At 74.7% G+C, this 25,278-nt stretch carries 29 protein-coding genes and 2 pseudogenes; 14 read left to right on the top strand and 17 right to left on the bottom strand.

Features of this window, described 5'->3' with window-relative positions:
- The first annotated feature begins 178 nt into the window (after positions 1-178).
- Both ACH01S_RS06375 and ACH01S_RS06380 read left to right on the top strand, forming a co-directional pair.
- Positions 179-1,621, top strand: coding sequence for an MFS transporter (locus tag ACH01S_RS06375; protein WP_067886310.1), 1,443 nt, complete (start codon positions 179-181; stop codon positions 1,619-1,621).
- A gap of 38 nt (positions 1,622-1,659) precedes the next feature.
- A complete protein-coding gene (locus ACH01S_RS06380; RefSeq protein WP_067886312.1) occupies positions 1,660-2,160 on the top strand; it encodes a MarR family winged helix-turn-helix transcriptional regulator in 501 nt (166 codons plus the stop codon).
- 30 nt (positions 2,161-2,190) lie between these two features.
- On the opposite strand, the pseudogene ACH01S_RS46730 reads toward ACH01S_RS06380, so the two are convergent.
- Positions 2,191-3,203, bottom strand: a pseudogene (locus ACH01S_RS46730) (helix-turn-helix transcriptional regulator).
- Positions 3,204-3,308: 105 nt separating this feature from the next.
- On the opposite strand from ACH01S_RS46730, the gene ACH01S_RS06390 reads away from it, so the two are divergent.
- A complete protein-coding gene (locus ACH01S_RS06390; RefSeq protein ID WP_067886314.1) occupies positions 3,309-3,737 on the top strand; it encodes a VOC family protein in 429 nt (142 codons plus the stop codon).
- 40 nt (positions 3,738-3,777) lie between these two features.
- On the opposite strand, the gene ACH01S_RS06395 is transcribed toward ACH01S_RS06390, so the two are convergent.
- On the bottom strand, positions 3,778-4,314 hold the full coding sequence (locus tag ACH01S_RS06395; RefSeq protein WP_067886316.1) for a nuclear transport factor 2 family protein: 537 nt from the start codon (positions 4,312-4,314) through the stop codon (positions 3,778-3,780).
- Positions 4,315-4,350: 36 nt separating this feature from the next.
- On the opposite strand from ACH01S_RS06395, the gene ACH01S_RS06400 reads away from it, so the two are divergent.
- Positions 4,351-5,355: a LysR family transcriptional regulator gene (locus tag ACH01S_RS06400; protein WP_246237135.1), complete on the top strand. Its 1,005-nt coding sequence runs from the start codon at positions 4,351-4,353 to the stop codon at positions 5,353-5,355.
- 85 nt (positions 5,356-5,440) lie between these two features.
- Positions 5,441-6,073 (top strand): hemerythrin domain-containing protein, encoded by a 633-nt coding sequence (locus ACH01S_RS06405; protein WP_083980379.1) that lies wholly within the window; start codon positions 5,441-5,443, stop codon positions 6,071-6,073.
- Between the two features lie 41 nt (positions 6,074-6,114).
- Here the strand turns inward: ACH01S_RS06405 and ACH01S_RS06410 are convergent, their stop codons facing one another.
- From ACH01S_RS06410 to ACH01S_RS06440, 7 genes are read right to left on the bottom strand one after another with little or no spacing between them, the layout of a single operon-like run.
- Positions 6,115-7,968, bottom strand: a complete 1,854-nt coding sequence (locus ACH01S_RS06410; protein ID WP_218010152.1) for a complex I subunit 5 family protein — start codon at positions 7,966-7,968, stop codon at positions 6,115-6,117.
- A complete protein-coding gene (locus ACH01S_RS06415) occupies positions 7,965-8,327 on the bottom strand; it encodes a sodium:proton antiporter (protein WP_246237136.1) in 363 nt (120 codons plus the stop codon). Before ACH01S_RS06415 ends, ACH01S_RS06410 begins: the two co-directional genes overlap by 4 nt.
- 15 nt (positions 8,328-8,342) lie before the next feature.
- Positions 8,343-9,050 carry an MnhB domain-containing protein gene (locus ACH01S_RS06420; protein ID WP_067886323.1) on the bottom strand — a complete coding sequence of 236 codons (708 nt, stop codon included), beginning with the start codon at positions 9,048-9,050 and terminating at the stop codon, positions 8,343-8,345.
- On the bottom strand, positions 9,047-9,427 hold the full coding sequence (locus ACH01S_RS06425) for a hydrogenase subunit MbhD domain-containing protein (protein ID WP_083980380.1): 381 nt from the start codon (positions 9,425-9,427) through the stop codon (positions 9,047-9,049). The genes ACH01S_RS06420 and ACH01S_RS06425 overlap by 4 nt, the downstream gene beginning before the upstream one ends.
- A 7-nt stretch (positions 9,428-9,434) precedes the next feature.
- On the bottom strand, positions 9,435-9,737 hold the full coding sequence (locus tag ACH01S_RS06430) for a monovalent cation/H(+) antiporter subunit G (RefSeq protein ID WP_067886324.1): 303 nt from the start codon (positions 9,735-9,737) through the stop codon (positions 9,435-9,437).
- A 15-nt stretch (positions 9,738-9,752) separates the two neighbouring features.
- Entirely contained in the window at positions 9,753-10,013 is a 261-nt protein-coding gene (locus ACH01S_RS06435) for a monovalent cation/H+ antiporter complex subunit F (protein WP_067886326.1), read from the bottom strand.
- Entirely contained in the window at positions 10,010-10,663 is a 654-nt protein-coding gene (locus ACH01S_RS06440) for a hypothetical protein (RefSeq protein WP_148344707.1), read from the bottom strand. The genes ACH01S_RS06435 and ACH01S_RS06440 overlap by 4 nt, the downstream gene beginning before the upstream one ends.
- A gap of 195 nt (positions 10,664-10,858) precedes the next feature.
- Between ACH01S_RS06440 and gvpJ the strand changes: the two genes are divergently transcribed.
- Genes gvpJ through ACH01S_RS06480 form a run of 8 tightly spaced genes read left to right on the top strand, consistent with a single transcriptional unit; the run spans position 10,859 to position 14,757 of the window.
- Positions 10,859-11,299, top strand: coding sequence for a gas vesicle protein GvpJ (gene gvpJ / locus ACH01S_RS06445; protein ID WP_067886331.1), 441 nt, complete (start codon positions 10,859-10,861; stop codon positions 11,297-11,299).
- A complete protein-coding gene (locus ACH01S_RS06450; RefSeq protein ID WP_067886333.1) occupies positions 11,296-12,078 on the top strand; it encodes a GvpL/GvpF family gas vesicle protein in 783 nt (260 codons plus the stop codon). Before gvpJ ends, ACH01S_RS06450 begins: the two co-directional genes overlap by 4 nt.
- 5 nt (positions 12,079-12,083) lie before the next feature.
- Positions 12,084-12,335, top strand: a complete 252-nt coding sequence (locus ACH01S_RS06455; RefSeq protein WP_067886335.1) for a gas vesicle protein GvpG — start codon at positions 12,084-12,086, stop codon at positions 12,333-12,335.
- A gap of 10 nt (positions 12,336-12,345) precedes the next feature.
- The gene (gvpO, locus tag ACH01S_RS06460) at positions 12,346-12,606 is read left to right on the top strand and encodes a gas vesicle protein GvpO (RefSeq protein WP_067886337.1); all 261 of its coding nucleotides are present in this window, start codon (positions 12,346-12,348) and stop codon (positions 12,604-12,606) included.
- A 6-nt stretch (positions 12,607-12,612) separates the two neighbouring features.
- A complete protein-coding gene (locus tag ACH01S_RS46735; protein WP_067886339.1) occupies positions 12,613-13,284 on the top strand; it encodes a gas vesicle protein GvpJ in 672 nt (223 codons plus the stop codon).
- Complete coding sequence (locus tag ACH01S_RS06470; protein WP_067886341.1) at positions 13,281-14,216, top strand: GvpL/GvpF family gas vesicle protein; 936 nt, start codon at positions 13,281-13,283, stop codon at positions 14,214-14,216. The genes ACH01S_RS46735 and ACH01S_RS06470 overlap by 4 nt, the downstream gene beginning before the upstream one ends.
- Positions 14,213-14,425: a gas vesicle protein gene (locus tag ACH01S_RS06475; RefSeq protein ID WP_067886343.1), complete on the top strand. Its 213-nt coding sequence runs from the start codon at positions 14,213-14,215 to the stop codon at positions 14,423-14,425. Before ACH01S_RS06470 ends, ACH01S_RS06475 begins: the two co-directional genes overlap by 4 nt.
- Complete coding sequence (locus ACH01S_RS06480; protein ID WP_246237137.1) at positions 14,422-14,757, top strand: gas vesicle protein K; 336 nt, start codon at positions 14,422-14,424, stop codon at positions 14,755-14,757. Before ACH01S_RS06475 ends, ACH01S_RS06480 begins: the two co-directional genes overlap by 4 nt.
- A gap of 102 nt (positions 14,758-14,859) precedes the next feature.
- On the opposite strand, the gene cydC is transcribed toward ACH01S_RS06480, so the two are convergent.
- The 7 genes from cydC to ACH01S_RS06515 form a co-directional block, all read right to left on the bottom strand.
- Entirely contained in the window at positions 14,860-16,563 is a 1,704-nt protein-coding gene (gene cydC / locus ACH01S_RS44830; protein WP_246237138.1) for a thiol reductant ABC exporter subunit CydC, read from the bottom strand.
- Positions 16,564-16,634: 71 nt separating this feature from the next.
- A complete protein-coding gene (gene cydD / locus ACH01S_RS44835; RefSeq protein ID WP_218010153.1) occupies positions 16,635-18,386 on the bottom strand; it encodes a thiol reductant ABC exporter subunit CydD in 1,752 nt (583 codons plus the stop codon).
- A gap of 37 nt (positions 18,387-18,423) precedes the next feature.
- On the bottom strand, positions 18,424-19,176 hold the full coding sequence (locus tag ACH01S_RS06495) for a cytochrome d ubiquinol oxidase subunit II (RefSeq protein ID WP_067886598.1): 753 nt from the start codon (positions 19,174-19,176) through the stop codon (positions 18,424-18,426).
- 39 nt (positions 19,177-19,215) lie between these two features.
- A complete protein-coding gene (locus ACH01S_RS06500; protein WP_067886600.1) occupies positions 19,216-20,478 on the bottom strand; it encodes a cytochrome ubiquinol oxidase subunit I in 1,263 nt (420 codons plus the stop codon).
- A 292-nt stretch (positions 20,479-20,770) separates the two neighbouring features.
- A complete protein-coding gene (locus ACH01S_RS06505) occupies positions 20,771-21,337 on the bottom strand; it encodes a TIGR03086 family metal-binding protein (RefSeq protein WP_067886347.1) in 567 nt (188 codons plus the stop codon).
- A gap of 171 nt (positions 21,338-21,508) precedes the next feature.
- Positions 21,509-22,015, bottom strand: a complete 507-nt coding sequence (locus ACH01S_RS06510; protein WP_067886349.1) for a GNAT family N-acetyltransferase — start codon at positions 22,013-22,015, stop codon at positions 21,509-21,511.
- A gap of 345 nt (positions 22,016-22,360) precedes the next feature.
- Entirely contained in the window at positions 22,361-23,077 is a 717-nt protein-coding gene (locus ACH01S_RS06515) for a DUF72 domain-containing protein (protein ID WP_067886351.1), read from the bottom strand.
- Between the two features lie 128 nt (positions 23,078-23,205).
- On the opposite strand from ACH01S_RS06515, the gene ACH01S_RS06520 reads away from it, so the two are divergent.
- Positions 23,206-24,240, top strand: coding sequence for a tyrosine-type recombinase/integrase (locus ACH01S_RS06520; protein ID WP_255220095.1), 1,035 nt, complete (start codon positions 23,206-23,208; stop codon positions 24,238-24,240).
- 519 nt (positions 24,241-24,759) lie between these two features.
- Here ACH01S_RS06520 and ACH01S_RS41900 read toward each other — a convergent pair.
- A pseudogene (locus ACH01S_RS41900) lies at positions 24,760-25,191 on the bottom strand (haloacid dehalogenase-like hydrolase); the annotation flags it as partial.
- Between the last annotated feature and the right edge of the window lie 87 nt (positions 25,192-25,278).

The following is a 25,278-nucleotide window of genomic DNA, read 5'->3' on the forward strand; positions in this document are numbered from 1 at the left end:
CCGGCCGAGGCCCTGCACGCGCCGGGCGCCGGGCCGGGGCCCCTGGAAGGGGGGCGCCCGGCCCGGCGCTTTCACGTGTGCGGGGATTCCTGCGGAATTCGTGCGGGGCCGATGTCGATTCCCGGGGCGTGTGCTTCGTCGGTGGGGCGGAAGGTCCACCGGGAGAAGGGGAAGCACAGTGACCATCGACACGAGCGACAGGGCGGCGGGAGCGCGGGCGGGGGAGCGGCGCGGCGCGGCGCGGTTCGGCGCCAGGGACCGGCTGGTGCTGTTCGTCCTGCTGGGGGCGGGGTTCATGCTGTCGGTCGACTTCTCGATCCTGAACGTGGCGCTGCCGGAGGTCGGCGCGGGCGTCGGGCTCGGGGTGGCGGGCCTGCCGTGGATCACCTCCGCGTACGCGCTGCCCGCGGCCGGGTTCACGCTGCTGTTCGGCAGGCTGGGCGACCTGTTCGGGCGGCGGCGCCTGTTCGTGGCGGGGCTGGTGCTGCTGATGGGGGCGTCGCTGCTCGGCGGTCTGGCCGCCGGGCCGGGGGCGCTGCTGGCGGGGCGGGCGCTGCAGGGGCTGGCGACGGCGATGACGATCCCGGCGACGCTGTCGCTGCTGACCACGACGTTCGCCGAGGGCGGGGCGCGGGAGCGGGCGCTCGGGCTGAACGGGGCGCTGCTGTCGGGCGGGTTCACGGTGGGGGCGCTGGCCGGGGGGACGCTGGTGGGGCTGCTGAGCTGGCGGGCGGCGTTCTTCGTGAACGTGCCGGTCGCGGCGGCGATCCTGCTGGCGGTGCCGTTCGTGATCGGGGAGAGCCGGGCGCCGGGCCGGGTGCGGCTGGACGTCCCGGGCGCGGTGACGGTGACCGGCGGGCTGCTCGCCGTCGTGTACGCGGCGGTGGAGCGGAGCGTCCTGGCGGGAGCGGCCGGGGCGGTGCTGCTCTGCGCGGCGTGGGCGGTGGAGGCGCGGGCGGCGGTGCCGCTGGTGCCGGTGCGGGTGCTGCGGCGGGCGACGGTGCGGTGGGGGAACGGCGCGGGGCTGCTGGTCTTCGCGACGGAACCCGCCATGATCTTCCTGATGACCCTGTACCTGCAGGACGTCCTCGGGCTGTCGCCGCTCGGCACGGGCCTGGTGTTCGGGGTGCCGGGGCTGGCGTCGGTGGCGGCGGGTGTTGCGGCCGGGCGGGTGATCGGCCGGTTCGGGAGCCGGGCGGTGCTGGCGGCGGGGATGTCGGTGCAGGCGCTGGCGACGGCGCCGCTGGTGTTCCTCGGCGCGGACCGCGCGTTCCTGGCGGTGGTGGTCCCCGCGCTGTTCATCGGGTTCTACGGGCACGTGACCGCGATCGTGGCGTTCACGGTGACCGCGACGTCGGGGCTGCCGGACGGCGAGCAGGGCCTGGCGACCGGTCTGACGTCGATGACGCAGCAGGTGGCGCTGACGGTCGGGGTGCCGGTGATGGGGTCGGTCGCGGCGGCGTGGGGGGCGGGGCCGTCCGGCCTGCGGTTCGCGCTGGCGGTGATCGTGGCGGTGACGCTGCTCGGCACGGCCCTGGTGTGGTCGGGTCTGCGCCCGCGAGGCCCGCGAGGCGCGCGCGGCGCCCGCGCGGTCTCCGGGGCGGGCGTATCATCCGATTGATAATCTCAACGTTGAGATTGTGGATGGCAGGAGGTCGGATGGCCGACGCGGTGGACGCGATCCTCGCGCAGTGGGGGCGGGAGCGTCCCGACCTGGACGTGTCGCCGATGGGGGTGATCGGGCGGATCTCGCGGGCGCAGCTGCTGCTCGGCCGGGAGCTGCGCGCGTTCTTCGCCGCGCACGGGCTGGAGAACTGGGAGTTCGACGTGCTGGCGACGCTGCGCCGGTCCGGCGCCCCCTACGAGCTGACGGCGGGCGCGCTGCTGAAGACGGCGATGGTCACCTCGGGCGCGATCACCAACCGGATCGACCGGCTGGAGGCGCGGGGCCTGGTCGAGCGGGTCCGCGACACCGGGGACCGGCGGTCGGTGCGGATCCGGCTGACGCCGCGGGGCCGGGAGACGGTGGACGCCGTGGTCGGCCCGCACGTCGCCAACGAGGAGCGGCTGCTGGCGGCGCTGGGCACCGACGGCCGCGAGCGGCTGGCCGACGCGCTGCGCACGCTGCTGGAGTCGCTCGGCGACACCTCCGCCGACTGACCCGCCGCGCCCCGGCGGGGTGGGGGCGGGTCAGGCGAGGTCGCGGACGGCGGCGGCGGCGCGGCGGGCGATGTCGGCCAGCGGCCCGGCGAGTTCGGGCGGGTCGAGCAGGGTGTAGTCGACGGGCAGCATCGTGACGCGGTAGGCGAGGAAGTGCAGCGAGTCCGACCGGGTGTGCAGCAGGCAGGTGCGGTCGTCGACGGGTTCCAGGACGCCCTGCCAGGCGGTGACGTGCGCGGCGGCCTCCTCGGCGGGGACGTGCAGCAGCACCCGGGCGGTGATCGTCCCGGATCCGCCGGCGAGGGCGTCCATGGCCCAGGACGCGGCGTCGGCCCCGCCGGGCAGGGCGCGTTCGGGGCCGCGGACGCCGGTGCCGCGCGGGCCGGTGATCCGGTCGGCGCGGAAGGTGCGCCAGGCGGCACGGTCCTCGTCGTGGGCGACCAGGTACCAGCGGCGCCCCGCCGCGACGAGCCGGTGCGGCTGGACCAGCCGCCGTGACACGGCCCCGCCGCCCGCGTCAGCGCCGCCCGCGTCAGTGGCGGGGCGGGGGCGGCGGTGTAGGTGAAGCGGACCTTCTCGCGGGTGACGCAGGCGGCGGCGAGGAGGGCGAGGACCTCGGGGTCGGCGGGCGGCGGCCCGCCGTCGCGGGGCGGCAGCGCGACGGCGGCCTCGGTGAGCGCGGCGACGCGGCGGCGCAGCCGGGCGGGCAGGACCTGCTCCAGCTTGGCCAGGGCGCGGGGCGCGGCGTCCTCGGCCCCGGCGACGGCGCCCGCGGCGGCGGTGCGCAGCCCGATCGCGATGGCGACGGCCTCCTCGTCGTCCAGCAGCAGCGGCGGCATCGCGGCGCCCGCGGTGAGGCGGTACCCGCCGGTGTTGCCGCGCGCGGCATGGACGGGGTAGCCGAGGTCGCGGAGCCGGTCGACGTCGCGGCGGACGGTCCGGACCGTGACGCCGAGCCGTTCGGCGAGTTCGGGGCCGGGCCATTCCCGCGGTGTCTGCAGCAGGGACAGCAGCCGCAGCAGCCGCCCGGACGGATCGCGCATGACCCCCATATTGCCGTCCCATGAGGACGTTCACCGACCTGATTGGCCCGTAGCGTCGCGGGTACCGGGCCGGGGACGGGCCCCGCCCCGGTGGAGGGAGCTGGCATGTTTCGTGGTTTCGCGACCATCGTCTTCTGGGCCGACGACCTGGAGGCGGCGAGGGACTGGTACGCGCGCGTCCTGGAGATGGAGCCCTACTTCTCCCGCCCCGGGCCGGACGGGAAGACCGCCTACTACGAGTTCCGCGTCGGCGACCGGCAGGACGAGCTCGGCCTGATCGACGGCCGGTTCCGCCCGCCGTCCTCAGCGCCGGGCGGGGCGCCGGGGCCGGGCGGGGCGATCATGTACTGGCACGTGGACGACCTGGAGGGCACCTTCGCGCGGCTGCTGTCGCTGGGCGCCGCCGAGTACCAGCCGGTGACCGCGCAGGGCGACTCGGGGTTCGTGACGGCGGCGGTCGTCGACCCGTTCGGGAACGTCCTGGGGATCATGAACAACCCGCATTTCCTGGAGATGCTGGACGCGTCCGCGTGACCCGCGCCCCCGCGACCGGGCCGAGCGTCCGCGGCCCGGGTCAGGTGAAGACGGCGGCGGGGTCGCCGGTGTACCAGACGTTGTCGATGACGACGCGGCGGAGGACCCAGCGGCGCCCGTCGCGGACGAGTTCGGTGTCGTAGAGGTTCTTCAGCAGCGCGTGGACGGACCGGTCGGCGGTGAGCAGGTGCTGCGCCTCCACCAGCGCCGTGAGCCGCGCCGTGTCCCCGGCCGGGCCGCCGCCGCCGGGTCCGCCGTCGAGGTCGCCGTCGGAGTCGATGACGACGCGGGGGTTGGTGACCTGGTGGGTGGTGTCGACCCGTCCCTCGAACCCGCCGAGGATGGCGGCGACGATGGCGTCGCGTCCGGTCATCACGGGCGGCGCGGCGCCCCACGCGGCGGCGGCCGGGCGGAAGTCCAGCTCGGCGTCGGCGGCGAAGCAGGACGCGAACAGGGCGGGGTCCTTGAGGTCCTGGCCGAGGCCGAACCGGTAGAGCGCGTCGACGATCTCGGCGTGGTCGCGGAGCGCGGCGGCGCCCGCGCCCGGGTCGAGGGCGCGCTCGCGTGTGACGTACATGATTCTCCCGTGCGGGTCGGAGGGGGTTTGGACGGTTTGGACGGTCCAAGCGTCCGCCGCGCGGCCGGGCCGATCAACGCCGTCCTGTGCAAGGATCGTGAAGCGACGCTCAACGACGGGCGGGCTGGGGCGGGCCGGGCGGGTGGGGCGGTGCTGGAGCGGCACGAGATCGAGGCGCTGGTGGTGCTGGCCGAGGAGCTGCACTTCGGGCGGACGGCCGAGCGGCTCGGGGTGTCGACGTCGCGGGTGAGCCAGACGATCCGGGGGCTGGAGCGGCGGGTGGGGGTGCGGCTGTTCGACCGGACGTCGCGGCGGGTCGCCCCGACCCCGGCGGGGCGGCGGCTGGCGGCCGAGGTCGCCCCGGCGTGGGCGCTGATCGGCGCGGCGGTGGACCGGGCGGTCCGGGAGGGGCGGGGCGTGACGGGCACGCTGCGCGCCGCGTTCACCGGCGCGGCGGGCGGGCAGTTGCTGGCGGGCGCGGCGCGGCTGGCGCGGTCGCGGGAGCCGGGCCTTCGGGTGGTGCTCCGCGAGGCGCGCCCGGGCGAGGTCGCGGCCTGGCTCCGCGACGGCGAGGCGGAGGTGTGCCTGGTGGAGTTCCCGCCGGACACCCCCTGGGCCCCCGAAGCCGACGCCCGCCTCGACGGCCCGGTTGACGGCGGCGGGGGCGTCGGGCGTGTGGAGGGGGTGGAGGCGGGGCCGGTTCTGGTGCGGGAGGCGCGGATGCTGGCCGTCGCGTCGGGGCATCCGTTCGCGCGGCGCGGGTCGGTGCCGGTGGGGGAGTTGGCGCGGGTGCGGGTGCTGGACCCGCCGTCCCGGCGCGGGGGGACGCTGCAGGAGGCGCTGACGCTGGTCGGCGCGGGGGAGGGCGTGCTGCCGATGGGCGCGCACGTCCGCCGGTACCACGCGCGGCCCGACGTGGCCTACGTCCTCCTGGACGGCGCGCCGCCGGTGGAGTGGGGCCTGGTGTGGCGGGCGGACGGGGACAGCGCCCGCGTCCGCGCGTTCGTCCGCGCGGCCCGCGACCTGCTCGACGTCCCCTAGCGGACGGACGCGCCGAGGGGTGTGAGTTGCGTCTCTCCGTCCGGGCGGCCGTCACATTCGGGGCGCGGCGGGGGCTCTTCCTTGTATGGGAGCTTTCGCGATCAAGCCGCGTGTCGGCGGGTCCTGCGACATGATCCTGCGCGCCGTGAACGACGCGTTCCGCCGGGACCTGGACCGGCTGGCGGCGGCCGCGGCGGCGGGCAAGGGCGGCGCCGCGCATGTGCGGGAGGGCTGGGAGTACTTCAAGGAGCTGTTCCGGGTGCACCTTGACCTGGAGGAGCGGGAGCTGTGGCCGCGGGTGGAGCGGGCGGTGGCGGGCCGTCCCGCCGAGCGGGCGGTGCTGGCGGACCTGCGGGCCGGGCGGGCGCGGCTCGACCCGCTGATCGACGGGGTGGACGCGGCGCTGGCGGGCGGCGGCGACCTCCCCGCGGCGGTGCGGGACCTGCGCACGGCGCTGGAGGCGCGGCTGCGGACCGAGGAGGCGGCCGCGCTGCCGCTGGCGGAGGCGGCGCTGCCGCCCGCCGAGTGGGAGGCGTTCGCGGCGGAGGCGGGACGGCGGTGCGAGGCGCGGACGTCGCTGTTCGTCCCGTGGGTGGTGGACGGGATCGCGCCGATCGAGCGGAGCCGGTTCCTGACGTCGCTGCCCGAGCCGCTGCGGGACCTGAACCGGGTGACGTGGGAGCCGACCTACCGCAAGCGCCGCCTCTGGAGCGTGTGACCCGCCCTCCGGTCACCCCCGGCCGCGCGGGGGCCCGGGGGTCATCGGAGGGCGGTGAGCAGGGCCAGGACGGCGACGCCCGCGGTGAGCCAGGCGGCGTAGTCGCCGATGTGCCCGGAGTGCAGGGCGTGCAGCCGGGCCGAGACCGCCCCCGCGGCCCTGACGGCGGCGCGCCCGGCCGCGCGCCCTGCACGGCGGCGGGCCCCGTCCCGGCCCAAGGCCCCGCCGCCGTCGGAGGCGGTGTGCGGGGTGGCGTGGGGGACGGTGGCGGCGGCGACGAGCGCGGCGAGCAGCAGGGTGACGGCGGCCCCGGCGAAGCCCGCCGGGGTCCACGGGTCGGCCGGGACGGGATGCGGGTGGGTGAGGCGGCCGTCCAGGACGAGCGCGGCGTAGGCGCCGTGCCCGGTGAACGCCTCGGCCGCGGCGGCGACGGGCCCGCCGGGGATGAGCCCGGTCGCGAGCCCGGCGGCGAGCAGGACGAGGCCGGGGGCGAGCATCGTCCAGGGCAGGGAGCCGAGCGTGACGCGGGTCTCGGGGTCCTCGCGCTCGCGCGGCCCGTCCCGTCCGGACGGGGCAGGGGCGGGGGAGGACCGCCAGACCACGGCCCACACGCGCAGCACGGCCCCGGCGGTCAGCGCGGACGCCGCGACCGACAGCGGCGTGTACCACCACCATCCGATCTCCGTGGCGGCGTGCTCGGTGACGGCGTGCCCGGCGTAGGTCCCCGACGGCGGCAGCCCGGCCAGGAACAGGCCGCCGAGGAGGAAGGTGGCGCCGGTGACGGGCATGCCGCGGCCGCGGCCGCGCAGGTCGCGGACGTCGACGGTGCGGTGCCGGTTCAGCAGGGCCCCGGCGCCGAGGAACAGCGCGCCCTTCACCCCGGCGTGCCCGGCGAGGGAGTAAGCGGTCCCGGCGAGCGCGCCGGGGGTGGCGGCGGCGACGCCGGCGAGCAGCAGCCCGACGTGGGCGATGGTGGAGTAGGCCAGCAGCCGTTTGACGTGGTGCTGCAGGACGCTCATCACCGCGCCGAGCAGCGCGGCGGCGGCGCCGAGGACGGCGATCGCGCGGAGCGGGACCAGCCCGTCGAACACCGTCCAGTACGTCCGCGCCACCCCGTACACGCCGAGCTCGACCATGATCCCGGAGAACAGGACGCAGACGGGGGTGGGCGCGACGGCGTGCGCGTCGGCGAGCCAGAAATGGAACGGGACGGCGGCGGCCTTGACCAGGTACCCGGTGCAGATCAGCACGAACGCGCCGGTGACCAGCGCGCCCCCGGAACCGGCTCCGGCTCCGGGGGCGGCGGCGAGGTGGCGTCCGGCGGTGGCGTAGCCGAGTTCCCCGGTGCGGGCGTAGACCAGCGCGATCCCGGCGAGGGTGAGGTAGGCGCCGATCGACTGGACGATCCCGAAGTTCAGCGCGCCGTGGACGGTGCTCGGCTCCTCCGACCGGTACCCGGTCAGCGCGAACGCCACGACGCTCATCAGCTCGAAGAACACGAACGCGTCGAACAGGTCGCCGGTGTAGGCGAACCCGCACATCGACGCGAGGAACAGCAGGACCAGGGCGTGGAAGGCGGCCTGGATCTCGGTGAAGTACCGCCAGGAGAACGCCAGCGCGGCGAGGGTGAGGACGGCGGCGGTGCAGGCGGTCCCGGCGGCGAGGGGGTCGGCCGCCAGGGGGATCCCGACGCCGGTGCCGGGGCCCCAGCCGCCGAGCCAGGCGACCTGCGGGCGGTGCGGGGAGCGGGCGAGGGTGAGCGCGGTCAGCGCGGTGACGGCGGCGGCGGCGCCGAGCGCGGCGGCGTCCACGGCCAGGCGGGGGAGCCACCGTCCGGCGGCGGCGAGCAGCGCGGCGGCGAGGACGGGCAGCGCGATGGTCAGCTGCAGGATCACGATTCGAGGGACCGCAGGCCGGCGGGGTCCAGGGTGCCGCGCCGCTTGGCGACCTGGACGGCCAGGGCGAGCAGCAGCGCGGTGACGGTCGCGCCGACGACGATGTCGGTGAGGGCCATGGCCTGCACGACCGGGTCGGTGACCGGGCCCCCGGCGGGCGGCGGCGGGCGGTCGGAGAACACCGGCGCGGTCGCGCCCCACCGGTACCCGACCGCCAGCAGCAGCACGTACGTGCCGGACTGCGTGACCTGCAGGCACACCACGGCGTGGACGAGGTCGCGGCTGGTGACGATGCCGTACAGCCCGGCGAGGATGATCCACCCGGCGGCCAGGTAGGGCAGCAGGTGCAGCGGGTTCACCTCACGTCGTCCCCTTCACTTCTTCTCCCCGGCGGGTTCGCGGACGAGGAGCGCCTGCTCGAAGAACTTGGCGAGCAGCAGGACCAGGGCGCAGCCGACCTCGGCGCCGACGACGCCGTTGAGGGCGGGCACCCGCCCGGCCGCCGCCCATCCGGCGGCGTACAGCACGATCGCGGTGAACAGGGCGGCGGCGACGGCCTCGGCGGTCTCGAACGCCGGGAGGGGCCGCAGCCGCTGCAGCGCCGGGTAGTCCCCGGCGAGGTAGAGCAGGTGGACGGCGGTGCCGAGGACCACGCCGCCCTGGAACCCGCCGCCGGGGGACTGGTGCCCGTGCGCGACGATGTACACCCCGGCGACCAGGGTGACGGGCAGCAGCAGCGTCCCGGCGATGCGCAGCGCGTCCGACACCTCGGCCGGGCCGTGCCGGTGGGCGGTGCCGTCGTCCTCCTCCTCGCGCCGCACGACGTGCAGGACGACCACGGCGGAGACGGCCGCGGCGAGCAGGATCAGCTCCTCGCCGAGGGTGTCGAAGCCGCGCTGGTCGAAGGTGACCGACGCGACGACGTTCTGGGTGCCCTGCCCGACGGCCTGGTGGACGGCGCGCCCGGCGTAGGGGTGCACGGGCCCGCCGAACTCGGGCAGTCCGCGGAACGCGGCGACGAACAGCACCGCGACGCCCGCCGCGCCGACGGCGAACAGCAGCACGCGGGCGCGGGCCGTCACCGCCGCGCCTCCCTGCCACCGGACCCCCGCCCGCCGCGATCGTCGTGGTCGTCGCGGGCCGCGCGGTCCGCGGCGGCGTCGCGGTGGCGGCGGGCGGCGTGCAGGGCCAGGACGACGATGAGCGGCACCAGGACCGTCCCGACGGCGAGCTGGGACATGGCGACGTCGGGCGCCTGCAGCACCAGGAACAGCAGCCCGAGGACCAGCCCGTACCCCGACAGCACGATCGCCTGCCGGGCGGGGTCGCGGGTCAGCACCACGGCGGTCGCCATCGCCACGACCAGGGCGAGCGCGACGCCGATCAGCACGCCCGCGAGGGGCCCGGACAGCGCGTCCAGCGCCCGCGCTGGCGGTCCAGCGGTAAGGGTGGCGGTCATGGCGGGCTCATTCCGGTCCGGACGCGGCGGCGCGTTCGGCGGCCTGCGCGGCGGTCACGACGGTCGGCGGCCCGGTCGCGGCGAGCAGCACCGCGATGACGGCGAGCTTGGCGACGTCGTGCCAGGACGACCAGGGGCGCAGCGCCAGTCCCGTGAGGACCAGCGGCGCGGCCAGGACGGTGACGGGCGCGGCGGCGTGCAGCCTCCCGGTGGCGTCGCGGGCGGCGGCCAGCCGCACCGAGGCGGCGACGGCCACGGCGGTCCCGGCCCAGGTCAGCAGGTCGGCGATCAGGCCGAGGCTCAGGCTCATGGGTGGCTCCGGGGGTCAGAGGGTCCGGCTGAGGAACCGGGCGAACACCAGGGACCCGGCGAACGACAGCAGCGCCAGCACCAGCGCGACGTCGAGGTAGGCGGGCCGGCCGTAGGCGGCGGCGAGCAGCGTCAGCGCGACGGCGACCAGCGGCCCGGCGACGATGAGCCCGGCGAGCCGCCCGGCGGGACGGCCGCGCAGCAGCGCGGTCAGCGCGGGCGCCAGCGCCCCGACCATGATCACCAGGGCGGGCAGCGCGGTCCCGGCGGCGCTCATCCCTCCTCCCCGTCCCGCGCCCGCCCCTGGTCGTCGGCATCCCGTCCGGTGGTCTCAGAGTCGGCGGTTTCGGGGGCGGCGTTGTCGGGGGCGGTGACCAGGCCCGTGCGGCGCAGGCGCCGTTCGAACGCGGACGGGCCCGGGGTGAGGCGGTGCACGCGCAGCAGCCCGCGCTCGGGGTCGACGGCCCCGACGAACGTCGCGGGCGACGCCGACATCAGCAGCGTCGCGGCGCCGCGGGCGGCGGGCGCGGGCGCGACGGACAGGCGCGTCCAGTCCCCGCCGGACGCGCCGCGCACGGCGATGCGCGCGGTGTCGGCGACGACCCGCCCCGGCAGCAGCGCCCCCGCCGCGACCCCGTTCGCCGCCCTGGCGGCCACCCTGGTCGCGGCCGCTCCGGCGCTGGGGGAGCCGTCGTCTGGGCGGGCGGCGGAGTCGAACAGGGCGCGCCGTCCGGCGACGGCGGCGGCCGCACCGGCCGCCGCGGCGCCCGCTCCGACGGCGATCTCCAGCGGCGACACCGCCGAGACCATCGCCAGGTATCCGGCCAGCAGGACGGCCCACCACCACACCGGCTCTGCGGCCCGCCGCACCGCCCGCCGTGCGCTCGGGCGGCGCGGCGGCGGGCGGGAGTGCTCGTTCGCAGGCATGACCAACGCCATACCCGGCGGGACGGTTCCAACCGTCCAGCCCCTTGAACTGCGGGTTTTCCGCGCCGTCGGGCTTGACTCGGCCGTGACCGAATCCAGAACGCCCGTTTAGGGAGATCGGTACGGGTACATCGGGGGGCGTGCCGACGGCTCACCGGCGGCACACCGACGAAGCCAACCTGAGGAGAGGATGACATGACTGGGCCGATAGCCCAGCAGACCCAGGGCGGAACCCAAGTACAGCGAGGCGGTTCGAGCAGCAGCAGCCTCGCCGACGTCGTCGACCTGATCCTGGAGAAGGGCCTGGTCATCGACATCTACGCGCGGGTCTCGCTGGTCGGGATCGAGATCTTGACGGTGGACGTGCGGATCGTGGTCGCCGGCGTCGACACCTACCTGCGGTTCGCCGAGGCGGTCAACCGCCTCGACATCGCCCACAACGACACCTCGCAGGGACTGCCGGAGTTCGTGGGAGGAATGCAGGAGTCGGGCGCCAAGAAGAAGACCCGCGGCGTCCTGGAAGGCGCGGGAGAGCGCATCAAGGAGACCTTCACCGGCGACGGTGACTCCGACTCCGATGACCGCAAGCCCGCGCGACGCCGGTCGTCCCGCAAGAAGGAGGATGACGACGAATGAGCGCCCCGACTTCGCCCGCCCCCGCGGACGGGGGCCCGGCGCCGCAGTACGTGTACGGGGTGACGCGGTCGGGCGTGTCCCTACCGGACGGCGTGCCCGGCGTCGACGACCGGCCCGTGTCGGCGGTCGAGGGCGGCGGCTGCGCCGCGCTCGTCAGCGACCTGCCGACCGGCCGCCCGCTCGGCGAGCGCGCCGACCTGGTCGCCCACCAGCGGGTCCTGAACGCGCTGGTCGAGGCCGGGACCGTGGTCCTGCCGTTCCGGTTCGGAGCGGCGCTGGCCGACCGCGACGCCGTGGAGAAGGAACTGCTGACCGGCAACGCCGACCGCTTCACCAGCATCCTGGACGGCCTGGACGGGCGCGTTGAACTGCGCCTCAAGGCCTCCTACGTCCAGGAGACGGTGCTGCGGGAGATCATGGACGCCGAACCGGAGATCGCCGAACTGTCGCGGCGACTGCGCGACGTCCCGGCCGACGCCGCCGACGCCGTCTACTACGACCGGATCCGCCTCGGCGAGCTCATCGCCCAGGCCATGCAGCGGCGCCGCGACGTCGACGGCCAGATCCTGCTGGAGGCCGCCGCGCCCGCCGCCGAGGCAGTCGCCCCGAAGACCCCGGTGCGGGAGGAGGACGTCCTCGACGCCTCCTTCCTCGTCCGCGCCGACCGCCGCGCCGAGTTCGACAAGGCCGTCGAGGAACTCGGCCGCACGCACTCGGGCCGCATCCGGATCCGGTCGATCGGGCCGCTGCCGCCCTACGACTTCGTCCCGGAGGCCTGACCGCGATGGGACTGTTCACCGGGCTGGTCACGCTGCCGCTCGCCCCCGTCCGCGGCGTGCTGTGGCTCGCCGAGACGCTCACCGAGCAGGCCGAGGCGCGGCTGTACGACCCGGCCCGGATCGCGGCGGAGATGGAGCAGGTCGCCGACGACGTCGCCGCCGGGCGGATCGACGACGCGGAGGCCGCGGCCCGCGAGGAGGACCTCATCCGGCGCCTGAACGAGGGCCGCGCCCGCCGCGCCTACCCGGGCGTATAGGGAGGGCCGAATGCTGTCCGCGACCGAGGCCGCGTCCCGCGCGGTCGAGCACGTCACCGGGATGACCGGCCGCGCCGCCGAGTGCGTGGTCGGGATCGAGCGGCGCGAGGAGGGCGGATGGCGCGTCGCGGTGGAGGTCGTGGAGATCCACCGGATCCCCGACTCGGCCGACATCCTCGCGATCTATGACACCGAGGTGGACGCGGACGGGGAGCTGGTCGGCTACCACCGCGCCCGCCGCTACCCCCGCGGACGAGTGGAGAGGAGTTGAGACCGGATGAGTGAGATCCCCTGGACCGGGACGCCGTCCACGGCCCGCTCCTCGGCGCTGGACGCGCGGGCGGGCGGGCAGCCGGCGAACCTGGCCGACCTGCTGGAACGCATCCTCGACAAGGGCATCGTGATCGTCGGGGACATCAGGGTGAACCTGCTCGACATCGAGCTGCTGACGATCAAACTGCGGCTGCTGGTGGCGTCGGTGGACCGGGCCAAGGAGATGGGCATCGACTGGTGGGAGCACGACCCGTCGCTGTCGTCCAAGGCCCGCCGCGACCACAGCGCCGCGTCCGCCGCGGGCGCGACGGAGGCGGAACTGGCGGAGGAGAACCGGCGGCTGCGCGAGCGCCTCGCCGCCCTGGAGTCCGGCGACACCCGCCCCCGCGACGAACAACCCCGCCTGGAGCAGCCGCAAGCGGAACACGCACAACCGCAACCGCGGGCGGAACAGGCGCAGGCGGAGTCGGCGCGGAACGGGCAAGCCCCAGACGGCGACGGGCAAGCCCCTGACGGGCAATCCTCAGACGGGCAATCCTCAGACGGCCAGGATCCGGACGAGCGGGACCCGGACGAGCGGGCGCGGGACGAACCGACACGCCAGGCCCGCGGTGAACCGCGACGAGAGGAGAAGGCGCCGCGGACGCAACCGCGGGGGAAGGAGCAGGGATCATGACCGGAGCACCGTCCGTAGCGGACCCCGTGGATCCCGTGGACGCGGCGGACACCGCCGTCTATCTCTACGGGGTGGCGCGGGGCCTGGACCCGGCCGAGCTGCGCGGCGCGTCCGGCGTCGCCGGCGCACCCGTGCGGGGCGTGGTCGCCGGGGGCCTGACGGCGCTGGTCAGCACCGTCCGGCTCGCCGAGTACGGGGAGTCGGCGCTGCGCGCCAACCTGGAGGACCTGGCGTGGCTGGAGGCCACCGCCCGCGCCCACCACGACATCGTGGACCGCGCCGCGCACGCCGCGCCGACCGCCCCGGTCCGGATCGCGACGATCTACCGCGACGACGCCCGCGTCGCCGAGGTCCTCGCCACGCAGGCCGAACGGTTCCGCTCGGTGCTGGACCGCCTCACCGGCCGCACCGAGTGGGGCGTCAAGGCATGGGCCGACCCGTCCGCGCTGGACGCTCCCGACACGCACTCCGGTGGAGGGCTCGCGCCCGGCGCCGCGCCCCCCACCGGCCAAACACCCCCGCCCGCCCCCAGCTCACCCTCCCCAGGGGCATCCTCCCTGGGCTCCGCCCCGCAGGACTCCGCCTCGCCGGGCGGGGAGCCGTCGCCGGGGGCCGGGAAGGCATACCTGCTGCGGCGGCAGCGCGAGCGGCGGCGCCGCGAGGACGCCGGACGCCGCGCCGCCGAGCACGCCGGGACCGTCCACGCCGACCTCGCCGACCTCGCCGTCGCGTCGCGGCGGCACGCGCCGCAGGACCCGCGCCTGTCCGGACGCCCCGGCACCCAGGTCCTCAACGCCGCCTACCTGCTGGACGACGACCGGGTCGAGGACTTCCTCGCGGCGGCGCGGGCGGCGGGCGAACGGCTGGCGGGCGTCGAGGTGGAGGTCACCGGCCCCTGGCCGCCGTACTCCTTCATCGGGGAGGACGCGTGACCGCCGTCCTGGACCACGCCACCGACGCGCCGATGGAGCGGATCGCGCTGGTCGACCTGCTCGACCGGCTCCTGGCCGGCGGCGTCGTCATCGCCGGCGACCTGGTCATCTCCATCGCGGGCGTGGACCTGGTGCAGGTGTCGCTCCGCGCGCTGATCACCACCGTCCGCGAGGAACTCCTGCCCGACGCGGGGGAGGAGCGGCCGTGACCGCGCCCGGCGGCCGACCGTCCAGAGAGACCGAACTGCGCGAGCGGTCGGCGCGGACGATGCAGCGGCTGCGGTCCGACCCCGAGACCGTCGAGCGCGACCTGGTAAAACTCGTCCTCACCCTGGTCGAGCTGATCCGGCAGCTCATGGAGCGGCAGGCGCTGCGCCGCGCCGAGGGCGGCGACCTGTCCGACGACCAGATCGAGGCGCTCGGCCTCGCGCTGATGCGACTCGAAGAAGCCATGACCCGCCTCAAAGACCACTTCGGCCTGGACGACCACGACCTCAACCTCGACCTGGGCCCCCTAGGCCCCCTCCTCCCCGACGCCTAACCCGCCCACGCGCCTGCGTCCCACGCGCCTGCGTCCGGCGGGCCTGCGTCCGGCGGGCCTGCGCGCCTCCCGGAGCGGCCAGTGGAATCGGGCGCGGCGCGCTTAACAAGTGGTGGTGAGGAGCTCGGCGTCCCGCAAGTCCCGGTAGGGGCCCGGCACCGCGAGGAGATCCCCGTGCCGCCCCCGCTGGACGACGCGGCCGCGGTCCAGCACCACGACCTCGTCGGCGGCGTCCAGCGCGGCGAGACGATGCGTGACCAGCAGCACCGTCCCACCCCGCGGCCCCGACAGCAGATCCCGGGTCAGCGCGTCCGCCGCCACCGGATCCAGCGCCTCCGCCGGCTCGTCCAGCACCAGCACCGGCGGGTCGGCCAGCAGCGCCCGCGCCAGCAGCAACCGCTGCCGCTGCCCACCCGACAGGCCCCGCCCGCCCGCGCCGACGACCGTGTCCCACCCGTCCGGCAACGCCTCCACCACCTCCAGGAACCGCGCCCGCTCCGCCGCCGCCCGCAACCGCGCCATGTCCGCGCCGGGGCGGGCCAGCAGCAGGTTCGCCCGCACCGTCCCCGCGAACACGTGCGCGTCCTGCGCCAGGCCCCGCACCGCCGCCCGCACGTCGTCCGGCGCGCACCGCGACAGCGGACACCCGCCCAACTCCACCGTCCCCGCCGCCACCGGCACGTCACCCGACACCGCCGCCAGAAGCGTGCTCTTGCCCGCGCCGCTCGCCCCGACCACCGCGACGCGGCGGCCGCGCTCCACCCGCAGGTCCACACCGTCCAGCGCGACCGCACCGCCGAAGGCGACCCTCACACCCCGCAACTCCACACCCAGCGGACCCGCCGGAAGCCGCACCGGACGCGCCGGGACGACCTCCGGGGGAGCGGCCAGCACCGCGCCCACCCGCCGCACCGCCGGAACCGCCTCCCGCAACCGCCGCGCCGCCTCCGCCATCGGCAGCACCGACTCCACCGCCACCAGCGACGTCAACGCCAGCACCGCCGCGCCCACCTCGTCCACCCCGGCGCGCAGCCCCGCCCACGTCACCACGGCGACCGTCACACCCTGCACCGCGAACCCGGCCGCGGCCGCCCACGCCGACACCCGCGCCGCCGACCGCTCAGCCGCCTCCAGCCGCGCCGCCGCGTCCCCGGCCCGGGCCGCGAACCGGTCCGCCGCACCGAACACCGCCAGGTCGGCGGCCCCCTCCAGGACGTCCAGCGACCGCACCGCCAGCAGTTCCCGCGCCGCTCCTGCCCGCGCGGCCGCCCGCCCCCCGGCCAACGCGGCCGCCCACGGCACCACCACACCCGCCACCACGAGCCCCACCGCCAGCGCCCCCGCGCCCGGCGCCGCGACCAGCCCGCACACCACCACACCCGCAGCCCCGCACACCACCGCCGCCACCCCCGGCAGCACACACCGCAGCAGCAGATCCTGGACGGCGTCCACATCCGACACCATCCGCGTCAGCGCGTCACCGTCCCGGACCCGCCGCCGCCCCACCGGACCCGCCGCCAGCGCGTCGAACACCCGCCCCCGCAACTCCGCCATCACCCGCAACGCCGCGTCATGCCCCGCCAGCCGCTCCGCGTACCGCAGCGTCCCCTTCGCCAGCGCGAACCCCCGCACCGCCACGATCGCCAACGACAACGCCGCCAACTCCGGCCGCTGCGCCGCCCGCGCGATCAGCCACGCCGCCGCCGCGACCAGCCCCAGCCCGCACAACTCCGCCGCCGCCCCCGCGACCCCCGCCACGACCAACCGCACCGCCCACGGCCGCACCGCACCCCACACCCCCGCCACGCCACCCAACCCCTCCGACGACCGAGACGACGACCGAGCCGGGCGGCGGGACGGTCTGCGCTCAACCGCGGTCACGCCGCCACCTCCGCACCCTCCACCGCCACGCCCCCCGCGCCCTCCGCACCCTTTGCGCCCTCCGCACCCTTTGCGTCTGCCGTGCTAGCTGCATCTGCCGTGCCTGTTGTGACCAGGCGGCCGCCGTCCAGGCGCACCACCCGGTCCGCCACCGCCACCAGCGCCGGACGATGCGCCACAAGCACCGCCGTCCGCCCCGCCAGCAACCTGGCCGCCGCGTCCACCAGCACCCGCTCACTCCGCAGATCCAGCCGCGCCGTCGGCTCGTCCCACAACACCACCGGACCACCCGACAACCACGCCCGCGCCACCGCCAGCCGCTGCCGCTGGCCCGCCGACAACCCCGCGCCGCCCTCACCGAGCACCGTCGAATAACCGTCCGGCAGCGCCTCCACGAACTCCGCGGCGGCCGCCGCCCGCGCGGCCTCCACCACCCGCCCGCCGTCCGCCCCCGGATCACCCAGGCGGATGTTGTCCGCCACCGACCCCGCGAACAGATGCGGACGCTGCGGCACCCACCCCAACCGCGCCCGCCACTCCGCAAGATCCAGATCCGCCAGATCGACGCCGTCCACCAGCACCCGCCCCGACTCCGGCACCACCAGACCCGCCAACACCAGCAGCAGCGTCGACTTGCCCGCCCCCGACGGACCCGTCACCGCCACCCGCTCACCCGCACCCACCCGCAACGACACCCCGTCCAGCGCCACCTCCCGCGACCCCGGATACCGGACGGTCACCCCCCGCAACTCCAAACACGGCGCACCACCACCCGCCACGACCCGTCCGCCCCGCGCCACCGGCACCGGCGCGTCCAGCGCCGCGAACGCCTCACCCGCCGCCGCCACACCCTCCGCGCTCGCGTGGAACCGCTGACCCAACGCCCGCAACGGCAGATACACCTCCGGCGTCAACACCAGCACCAGCAAACCCACCGACAGCGCCAGCGACCCGTCCAGCAGCCGCAACCCCACCGGCACCGCCACCAGCGCCACCGACAACGCGCACACCAGCTCCACCACCAGCGACGACAGGAACGCCACCCGCAGCGCCCGCACGCTCGCCCGCCGATGACCGTCCGCCAGCTCCCGCACCACCCCCGACTGGTGCGCCACCCGTCCGAACGCCCGCAACGTCGACAGCCCCGCCAGCACGTCCCGGAAATGCCCGCCCAACCGCTCCAGCAGCCCCCACTGCCGACCCGTCAGCGCCGCCGTCCGCAACCCCACCAGCGCACCGAACACCGGAACCAACGGCACCGTCACCGCAACCACCAGGCCCGACGCCCAGTCCACCCACACCAGCCGCGCCAACACCACCACCGGCACCACACACGCCGCCAGCAACTGCGGCACATAACCCGTGAAGAACGGATCCACCCCGTCCAACCCGCGCGTCAGCAACGTCACCCGCGACCCCGAGCCCCCGCCCGAGCCCCCGGGCGAGCCCCCGCCCGAGTCCGTGGCCGTCTCCGCGCCCGGACGCCGGAGCAGCGCCTCCCGCAAACCCCGCTTCGCCCCCGCCGCCGCACGCCCCGCCACCAGCGCCACCACCCACGCCAGCACCGCACGGCCCGCCACCGCACCCGCCAGCCACGGCAACGGACCCGCGTCCAACCCCGCCACCGCACGCACCAGCAGCTCCGCCTGCACCACCAGCAGGACGCCCTGCCCCACCGCCAGCACACCCAGCGCCACCACGACCCGCCGCGACACCAGCCGCAGCAGACGCCGCTCCACCGCCTTCACCACACCGCCTTCACCGACGCCACGCCACCACTGCCGCCTACAGATACGAGGGCGACTCCACCCGCCCCCGGAACGTCCACCACACCAACGCCTGCGCCGCCACCAGCAACGGCAGCACCGCCACCGTCACCACCGCCGTCATCGTCAGCCCCGCACCGTCCGCCGCCGACCCCGACCACGGCAACCGCACACCCGCCACCACCGGAACAACGGCCAGCACCACCGCCGACACCCCGTACCGCGACGGCACCCCGCCGACCCGCACCGCACGCCCCGCCAAACCCACCGGCAGCCGCCACCGCGCGAACCCCGCCCCATGCCACGCGAACACCACCGCCAACGGCAGACCCAGCACGCTCCCCACGTTCAACCCACCGCCGCCCAACACCGAACCCAGCACCGACCCCCACGCCAACGCCAGCGCCCAACTCCCCGCCACCACCGCGCCGTCCCACACGGCCCGCCACGCCGCCGCGTCCACCCGGCCCCGCAGCCACAGCCCCATGTCCCGCACGACCCACCCGACCAGCAGCACCACGAACAGCGGATACAACTCAGCCAGCAGCTCGTGCTCCAACCCCGGGAACGCACCCGCCACCAACCCAGCCGCCGCCACCAGCCACACCTCGTTACCCAGGAAGAACGGCGCGAACGACGCGATCACCAACCGCCGCTCCCGCTCGTCCCGGCCCAGCCACGGCAGCAGCATCCCCACCCCGACATCCGCCCCCGCCAGCACCAGGTACCCGGCCGAGAACACCGCCAGCAGCACCACAGCAAGAGACTCCATCACCCAAGCTCCCGTCATCCGCCTCGCAACGCCAGACCGTCAAAACGTCGGGGACAACACCGGCGGCTCCACCGGATCAGCCCCATCCGCCGGGGGAGACCCGCCAAGACCCGCACCCCCCGGCCCCCGCCGCGCGAACCGCGCCAGCAGCCACCCGTTCACCACGAACAACCCCGCGAACAGGACCGTGAACACCACGAACGACGCCACCAACGCACCCGACCCCACTCCCGGCGACAACGCGTCCCGCGTCTTCAACACCCCGTACACCATCCACGGCTGCCGCCCCACCTCCCGGAACACCCACCCCGACAGCATCGCCACATACGGCAGCGGCACGGAAGCGATCATCAAAATGTGGAAAACCCGGCCCCGCACCAGCCACCCGCCGAACCACACCTTCACCAACGCGACCGCCGCTACCAAGATCATCAGCGACCACATGCCCATCATCAGGCCCTCACCCGCACCCGCCAGACCAGGCGGCATGTAATCGTCCGGCCCGAACCGCGCGGTGAAATCCGCCACCGCCGCGGCCGCGTCCTCCCCACCGCCCTTCGTCGGCTGCACGTACCGGAACTGCATCCCCCCGAAAACCACCACCGGCATCACCGACACGATCACCGTCACCAGACCGACCCGCATCGACCGCCGGAAGAACTCCACCTCCGCCGTCCGCCGCAACAGGTGATAACCACTCACACCCGCCATGAAGAACCCCGCCGTCAGCAAACCCCCGAACAGCACATGGAAGAACGCCGCAACCGCCGTCGGATTCGCCAGCAACGCCCCCGCGTCCGTCAACCGCGCCACACCGTCCACCATCTCGAAACCCACCGGACGCTGCAGCCACCCATTCGCCACCAGCACGAAATACGCCGACAGATAAGCCGTCAGCGTCACCACCCAGATCAACCCGAGATGCACCCACCGGTTCAGCCGGTCCCACCCGAAAATCCACAAACCCAAGAACGTCGACTCCACGAAGAACGCCACGATCGTCTCCAACGCCAACGGCGCCCCGAAAACGCTCCCCGTCACCCGCGACATCCCCGACCAGTTCAAACCGAACTGGAATTCCATCACCAAACCGGTGACGATCCCCACCGCATAATTCACCACATACAACTGACCCCAGAAACGCACCATCCGCTCATGCACCGCGCCGCCCGACACCACCGCGCGCGTCTGCATCAACGCCACCAGCGTCGCCAATCCCAGCGTCAACGCCACGAACAGGAAATGCGTCCCCGCCGTCAGCGCGAACTGCACCCGCGCCAACCCCAGCCCGTCCCCGCCCATCAGCACACGCTCCAAAGGATCGTCCGAAACGCCCCCACGATCCTCGGCCCTCACACCACTCGCGCGAATCGGGCCCGAGCAGTCAACCGCCCTACACCTTCCGCGTTACGTCCCCCCGCCCCCTACATCTCCCGCAGTACACGACGACGCCACGCCACCACCCAAAGAACGACCACCAGGAGAAGGGCACGAGAAACCACAGGTGCGGCCCCGAGCCGGGGGAGGGGAGTGGCCGCAGCGAGACCGCCCTCACCCGACGCGGCGCCGGGCACAGAGCGACCCGAGGCGCCGCTCAGCCGGGCAGGGGAGTGCGGCCGTACAGCGCGAGCAGCCGCGCCTGGTCGTCCGCGCCGTCCGGGACGTCCCGCTCCGGACCCACGAACCCCACCTCACGCCCACGCGCCGCCAACGACACGGCCCGCTCCAGCGCGTGCCGCGCCAGGTCCGGGTCGAACACCACCCGCTGCCCGGTCGCCTCCGCCAGATCCCATGAGTGGACGAGCAGTTCCTGCGGGTAACCGTCCAGCCACTCACTCAAGGCCACCTGCTGCCCGAAACGCAGCACGATCCGCCGCGCCAGCGCCTCCGGAGTCAACGCCGCCGTCATCCGCGCACGCGTCGCGCGCCAGCTCGCCACGGGATCGTCGCCCGCCACCTCGCGCCAGTCCGGATCGTCCTGGGGGAGCGGGCGACCGGCGGCGCGCAACTCCACCACGATCAACCCGGCGGTCACATGCCCGGCCACGTCGATCGCGGACCAGCCCTCACAGGGCGACGGCGAGAACCACCGGTCCGCGGGCACGGCGTCCAGCACCGCCTCGAAGCAGTCCAAGGCCCGGACGAAACGCTCAGGAACCACCGACGCCCACCGCCTTCGCCGAATTCGCGGGACGCCCCGCACTGTACCGACCCGCCGCGAGCGCCAACAAGATCACCTGGGCCGGACCCCTTCCCGCCCAGCCCACCAGGCCACTACTTAACATAATGAACATTATCGACCAACGATCGAGCCCCGTCGAAGCGGGGCGAATCAGACGGAAAGCAAGTCGATCCAGAACCGATCCTCGCCGCGCACGCGGCCCGCCGGGACGCCGCCGTTCGCCACGATCACGCGGCGGGACGGCTCGTTGTCGGCGGCGCACGTGAGCAGCACGCGATCCAACCCGAGCCGACGCGACTCGACCAGACCGGCGGCGAGCATCCGGGTCGCGTGGCCGCGGCGCCGCCACGCCGGGACGACGTGATAGCCGATGTGCCCGCCGATCTCGGTCAGCTCCGGCGTCAGCGCGTGCCGGATGATCAGCGTCCCGATGTACTGCTCGCCGGACACGTACCAGAACGTCGTGCACGGCACGCCCCACCGTTCCCGGACGCCGCTGCGCTCGGCGACGAACGCGGCGAAGTCGTCCCGGGCCGGTTCGAGCCAGGCGGTCGGCGAGCCGTCCTCGATGCAGCTCGCCCACTCCCCGGCCAGGAACGATTCGCGCACGTCCGTGGTCGGGCCGATCAGGCGCGGCGGCTCGGCAAGATCATTCACCTTCCCGAGTATCCCCTCCTGAAAGCCCTGGTCAAAGGGGTTTTCGCCCGTTTGGTCTAACCAGACAGAAGCCGAATTCTGTCTGGTTTGCGTAGTTTGTCGCGTTTGTCTCATGTGGACTTGCAGGTCGCAGCAGACACCACGAGTTCGTGTGTCTGCTGCGTGAGCGTGTCGCAGTCCGGGCGTTGTTCCTGGTCGCCGCGCTGACGGCGGCTGGCCGGTGTCAGCGCGCGCGGCGACGTGCGCGTTCTGACGACCTCCCCTCCCCTCGCCTTCGAACTGAACCTGCTCTCCCCCGGCCGGAGTCGGCGTGATCACGCATGGTTCCGGCTCGGCGGACGTCCGTCACGGGTCGTCGGTGGTGAGGGCGCTGAAGGCGAGGGCGTCGTGGACGGCGGCGCCGCCTGGGTCGTTGTTGAAGTACACGTACGCGTCGCCGTCCGCAGGGCCGAGCTCGCGGGCCCATGAGCGGAGCGTGGCGTCGTCGTAGCGGGGCCAGGGTTCGGCGGGTCCTTCGTGGAAGCGGAGGTAGAGCCAGTCGGTCGTGCGCCAGAGCGGGGTGAGGGGGCGGCCGAGGCGGTCGGCCCAGCAGAGGGCGGCGCCGTGGTGTTCGAGGACGGCGCGGGTCTCGTCCGTCCACCAGGAGGGGTGGCGGGGTTCGACGGCGACGCGGACGTCGTCCGGGAAGAGCCGCAGGCAGGTGGCGAGGCGGTCGGGTTCGGCGCGGAGGGTGGGCGGGAGCTGCAGCAGGACGGGTCCGAGCCGGTCGCCGAGTCCGCGGGCGGCGTCCATGAGGCGGGCGACGGGTTCGGCGGGGTCGTGGAGGCGTTTCATGTGGGTGAGGTAGCGGCTGGCCTTGACCGCCATGACGAAGCCTTCGGGGGTGGCGTCGCGCCAGTTCTCGAAGGTCCCGCGGGTGGGGAGGCGGTAGAAGGCGTTGTTGTTCTCGACGGTGGTGAAGGTGTCGGCGTAGTGGTGAAGCCAGCGTCGTTGCGGGACGCCTTGCGGGTAGAGGACGTCGCGCCAGTCGGTGTACTGCCATCCGGAGGTGCCGATGCGCACTTGGTTGTTCCCCCGTCTCCCCTGGTCGGCGGTGGCGGCGTGGTGGTGATACCCGGGTGGGCGGGGTTCTGTCGGTGGCGGGCGGTAGCGTCCGGCGGGTGCGTCCCTCTGAGATTCAGCGTCTGACCGTGGCCGAGACCGCCGACCGTTACGCGGAGATGGTGCGTGCGAAGACGTCGACGGGTGCGCTGACGCCGCGGACGGCGGAGGTGTACGTGCGTGACGTGCTGACGTTCGCGGAGCTGGCGGGCGGGTCGCGGGTGCTGGACGATCTGGCCGGTCAGGACGTCGACGAGGTGCTGTTGGCGTTCGCGCGCAAGCCGGACGGGCGGCGGCGGGCGGGGTCGGCGCCGGACCGGCGGATGGCGGCGGGGCCGGTGCAGAGTGCGGCGTCGCAGGCGCGGTTCCGGCGGTCGTTGTCGGCGTTCTTCAAGTACGCGGTGGTGGCGGGTTGGGTGCAGCTCGATCCGATGGGGGCTGTGACGGTGCGTCCGGTGCAGCGCGGGGGGTTGCGGGCGGAGCGGCGGGCGTTGACGGCGGAGCAGGCGGAGGGGCTGCTGGGGGCGGCGCGGGGGTTGGCGGAGGCGGGTCCGGGCGGGGTGGGTGGTCGTGCGGATCAGCGGACGGAGTTACGGGACGGGTTGATCGTGTTGCTGCTGGCGGCGGTGGGTCCGCGGGTGTCGGAGCTGACGGCGGCGAACGCGGAGGACTTCTTCGTCAACGGGGGGACGCGGTATTGGCGGATCTTCGGTAAGGGCGGGCGGACGCGGGACGTGCCGTTGCCGCGTCCGGTGGCGGAGGTGCTGGACGCGTATCTGGCGGAGGGGCGGGCGTTGCTGGATCGGGGGCGGGAGCCGAAGGCTTTGTTGCTGTCGTGGCGGGGTCGGCGGTTGGCGCGGGGTGATGTGCAGGGGGTGATAGATCGGGTGTTGGCGCGGGTGGAGCCGGGGCGTCGGCGTGGGGTGACGCCGCATGGGTTGCGTCATACGACGGCGACGCATTTGTTGGCGGCGGCGACGGATATGGACGCGGTGCGGCGGGTTCTGGGGCATTCGGATCTGTCGACGCTGGGCCGGTACCGGGATGAGCTTCCGGGTGAGTTGGAGGCGGCGATGCGGGTGCATCCGCTGCTGGGTCCGGTGGAGGGCCGCCGCCGCGGCTGACGGCGCCCCGCTCCCCCGGCCCCGCTCCCCCGCCCGGCGCCGCTGCCTTGGTGGGGTCGACGGCGCGCGGTCGCGTTGGTGTGGACGCGCGGGCTTGGACGAAGGGCGCCTACCAGCACCCCCGGTGAAGGGCCGGTTTCGCGGGCGCATCGACACTCGGTTGTTCAAGCCGAGCCGGTCTTTCCTATGGACGATGTCGGAGTCCCCTGCTGGAGGCAGTTCCACCGGCACCGTCCTGATGCGGGGGCCCGTCGCCCCTTGCACGGTTGTTCCCGACCGGCGGCTTGACGAGCGTCTCCGGCGCCTCGCCGGTTTCCTCTCCGGGGCTCGGGGTGGCTCAGGCGGGTTGGAGGGTGCGGGCGAGGGTGTAGGCGGCGGTGAGGTCGGTGCCGTTGTAGTGGAGGGCGGCGAGTCGACGAGGTGGTGGTCGGCGTTGACGGCGAGGGTATTGGTGAGGTGGCGGAACAGGGGCGCGTCGGACATGGAGTCGCCGTAGGCGGTGCATTGGGCGGGGGTGAGTGCGTGGCGGGTGCGGAGTCGTTCGGTGATGTGGACCTTGTCGGCGGGGGTGAGGATGCCGGTGGGGTCGAGGGTGCCGGTGAAGGGCATCGGGGGGAAGCGTGAGGCGATGACGTGGTCGAAGCCGAGGTCGAGGAGGTGGCGGGCGAAGAAGTCGGGCGACATGGTGATGACGGCGGAGTGTTCGCCGCGGGCGCGGATGTCGGCGCAGACGTCGGCGATGCCGGTGAGCCAGGTGGCCTCGGTGTAGGCGGCGGCGACGATGGCGGGGGTGAGGTCGCGCCAGAGTCGGTGGATCTCGGTGGAGAAGGCGCGGGTGTCGAGGGCGCCGGTGGTGAAGCGGGCTTCGAGGTCGTGGAGTTCGGGGAGGGTGCCGAGATGCCGGGCGATTTCGAGGTTGGCGGTGGTGCCGGTGAGCAGCGTGCCGTCCATGTCGAAGATGTGCAGGTGTCCCACGTTTTCTGGAGTGTGGTGGACGTGCGGGTGTGAGCGCGACCGGTTTTCCGGCGCCTGGGGGGG

Source organism: Actinomadura chibensis NBRC 106107, assembly GCF_001552135.1.
GTDB lineage: Bacteria > Actinomycetota > Actinomycetes > Streptosporangiales > Streptosporangiaceae > Spirillospora > Spirillospora chibensis.

Bases quoted from the DNA above. Each gene is read 5' to 3' on its own strand.
- ACH01S_RS06380 (WP_067886312.1), top strand. From the start codon at position 1,660: ATGGCCGACGCGGTGGACGCGATCCTCGCGCAGTGGGGGCGGGAGCGT.
- ACH01S_RS06390 (WP_067886314.1), top strand. From the start codon at position 3,309: ATGTTTCGTGGTTTCGCGACCATCGTCTTCTGGGCCGACGACCTGGAG.
- ACH01S_RS06395 (WP_067886316.1), bottom strand. From the start codon at position 4,314: ATGTACGTCACACGCGAGCGCGCCCTCGACCCGGGCGCGGGCGCCGCC.
- ACH01S_RS06405 (WP_083980379.1), top strand. From the start codon at position 5,441: ATGGGAGCTTTCGCGATCAAGCCGCGTGTCGGCGGGTCCTGCGACATG.
- ACH01S_RS06425 (WP_083980380.1), bottom strand. From the start codon at position 9,427: ATGACCGCCACCCTTACCGCTGGACCGCCAGCGCGGGCGCTGGACGCG.
- ACH01S_RS06430 (WP_067886324.1), bottom strand. From the start codon at position 9,737: ATGAGCCTGAGCCTCGGCCTGATCGCCGACCTGCTGACCTGGGCCGGG.
- ACH01S_RS06435 (WP_067886326.1), bottom strand. From the start codon at position 10,013: ATGAGCGCCGCCGGGACCGCGCTGCCCGCCCTGGTGATCATGGTCGGG.
- ACH01S_RS06440 (WP_148344707.1), bottom strand. From the start codon at position 10,663: ATGCCTGCGAACGAGCACTCCCGCCCGCCGCCGCGCCGCCCGAGCGCA.
- gvpJ (WP_067886331.1), top strand. From the start codon at position 10,859: ATGACTGGGCCGATAGCCCAGCAGACCCAGGGCGGAACCCAAGTACAG.
- ACH01S_RS06450 (WP_067886333.1), top strand. From the start codon at position 11,296: ATGAGCGCCCCGACTTCGCCCGCCCCCGCGGACGGGGGCCCGGCGCCG.
- ACH01S_RS06455 (WP_067886335.1), top strand. From the start codon at position 12,084: ATGGGACTGTTCACCGGGCTGGTCACGCTGCCGCTCGCCCCCGTCCGC.
- gvpO (WP_067886337.1), top strand. From the start codon at position 12,346: ATGCTGTCCGCGACCGAGGCCGCGTCCCGCGCGGTCGAGCACGTCACC.
- ACH01S_RS46735 (WP_067886339.1), top strand. From the start codon at position 12,613: ATGAGTGAGATCCCCTGGACCGGGACGCCGTCCACGGCCCGCTCCTCG.
- ACH01S_RS06470 (WP_067886341.1), top strand. From the start codon at position 13,281: ATGACCGGAGCACCGTCCGTAGCGGACCCCGTGGATCCCGTGGACGCG.
- ACH01S_RS06495 (WP_067886598.1), bottom strand. From the start codon at position 19,176: ATGGAGTCTCTTGCTGTGGTGCTGCTGGCGGTGTTCTCGGCCGGGTAC.
- ACH01S_RS06500 (WP_067886600.1), bottom strand. From the start codon at position 20,478: ATGGGCGGGGACGGGCTGGGGTTGGCGCGGGTGCAGTTCGCGCTGACG.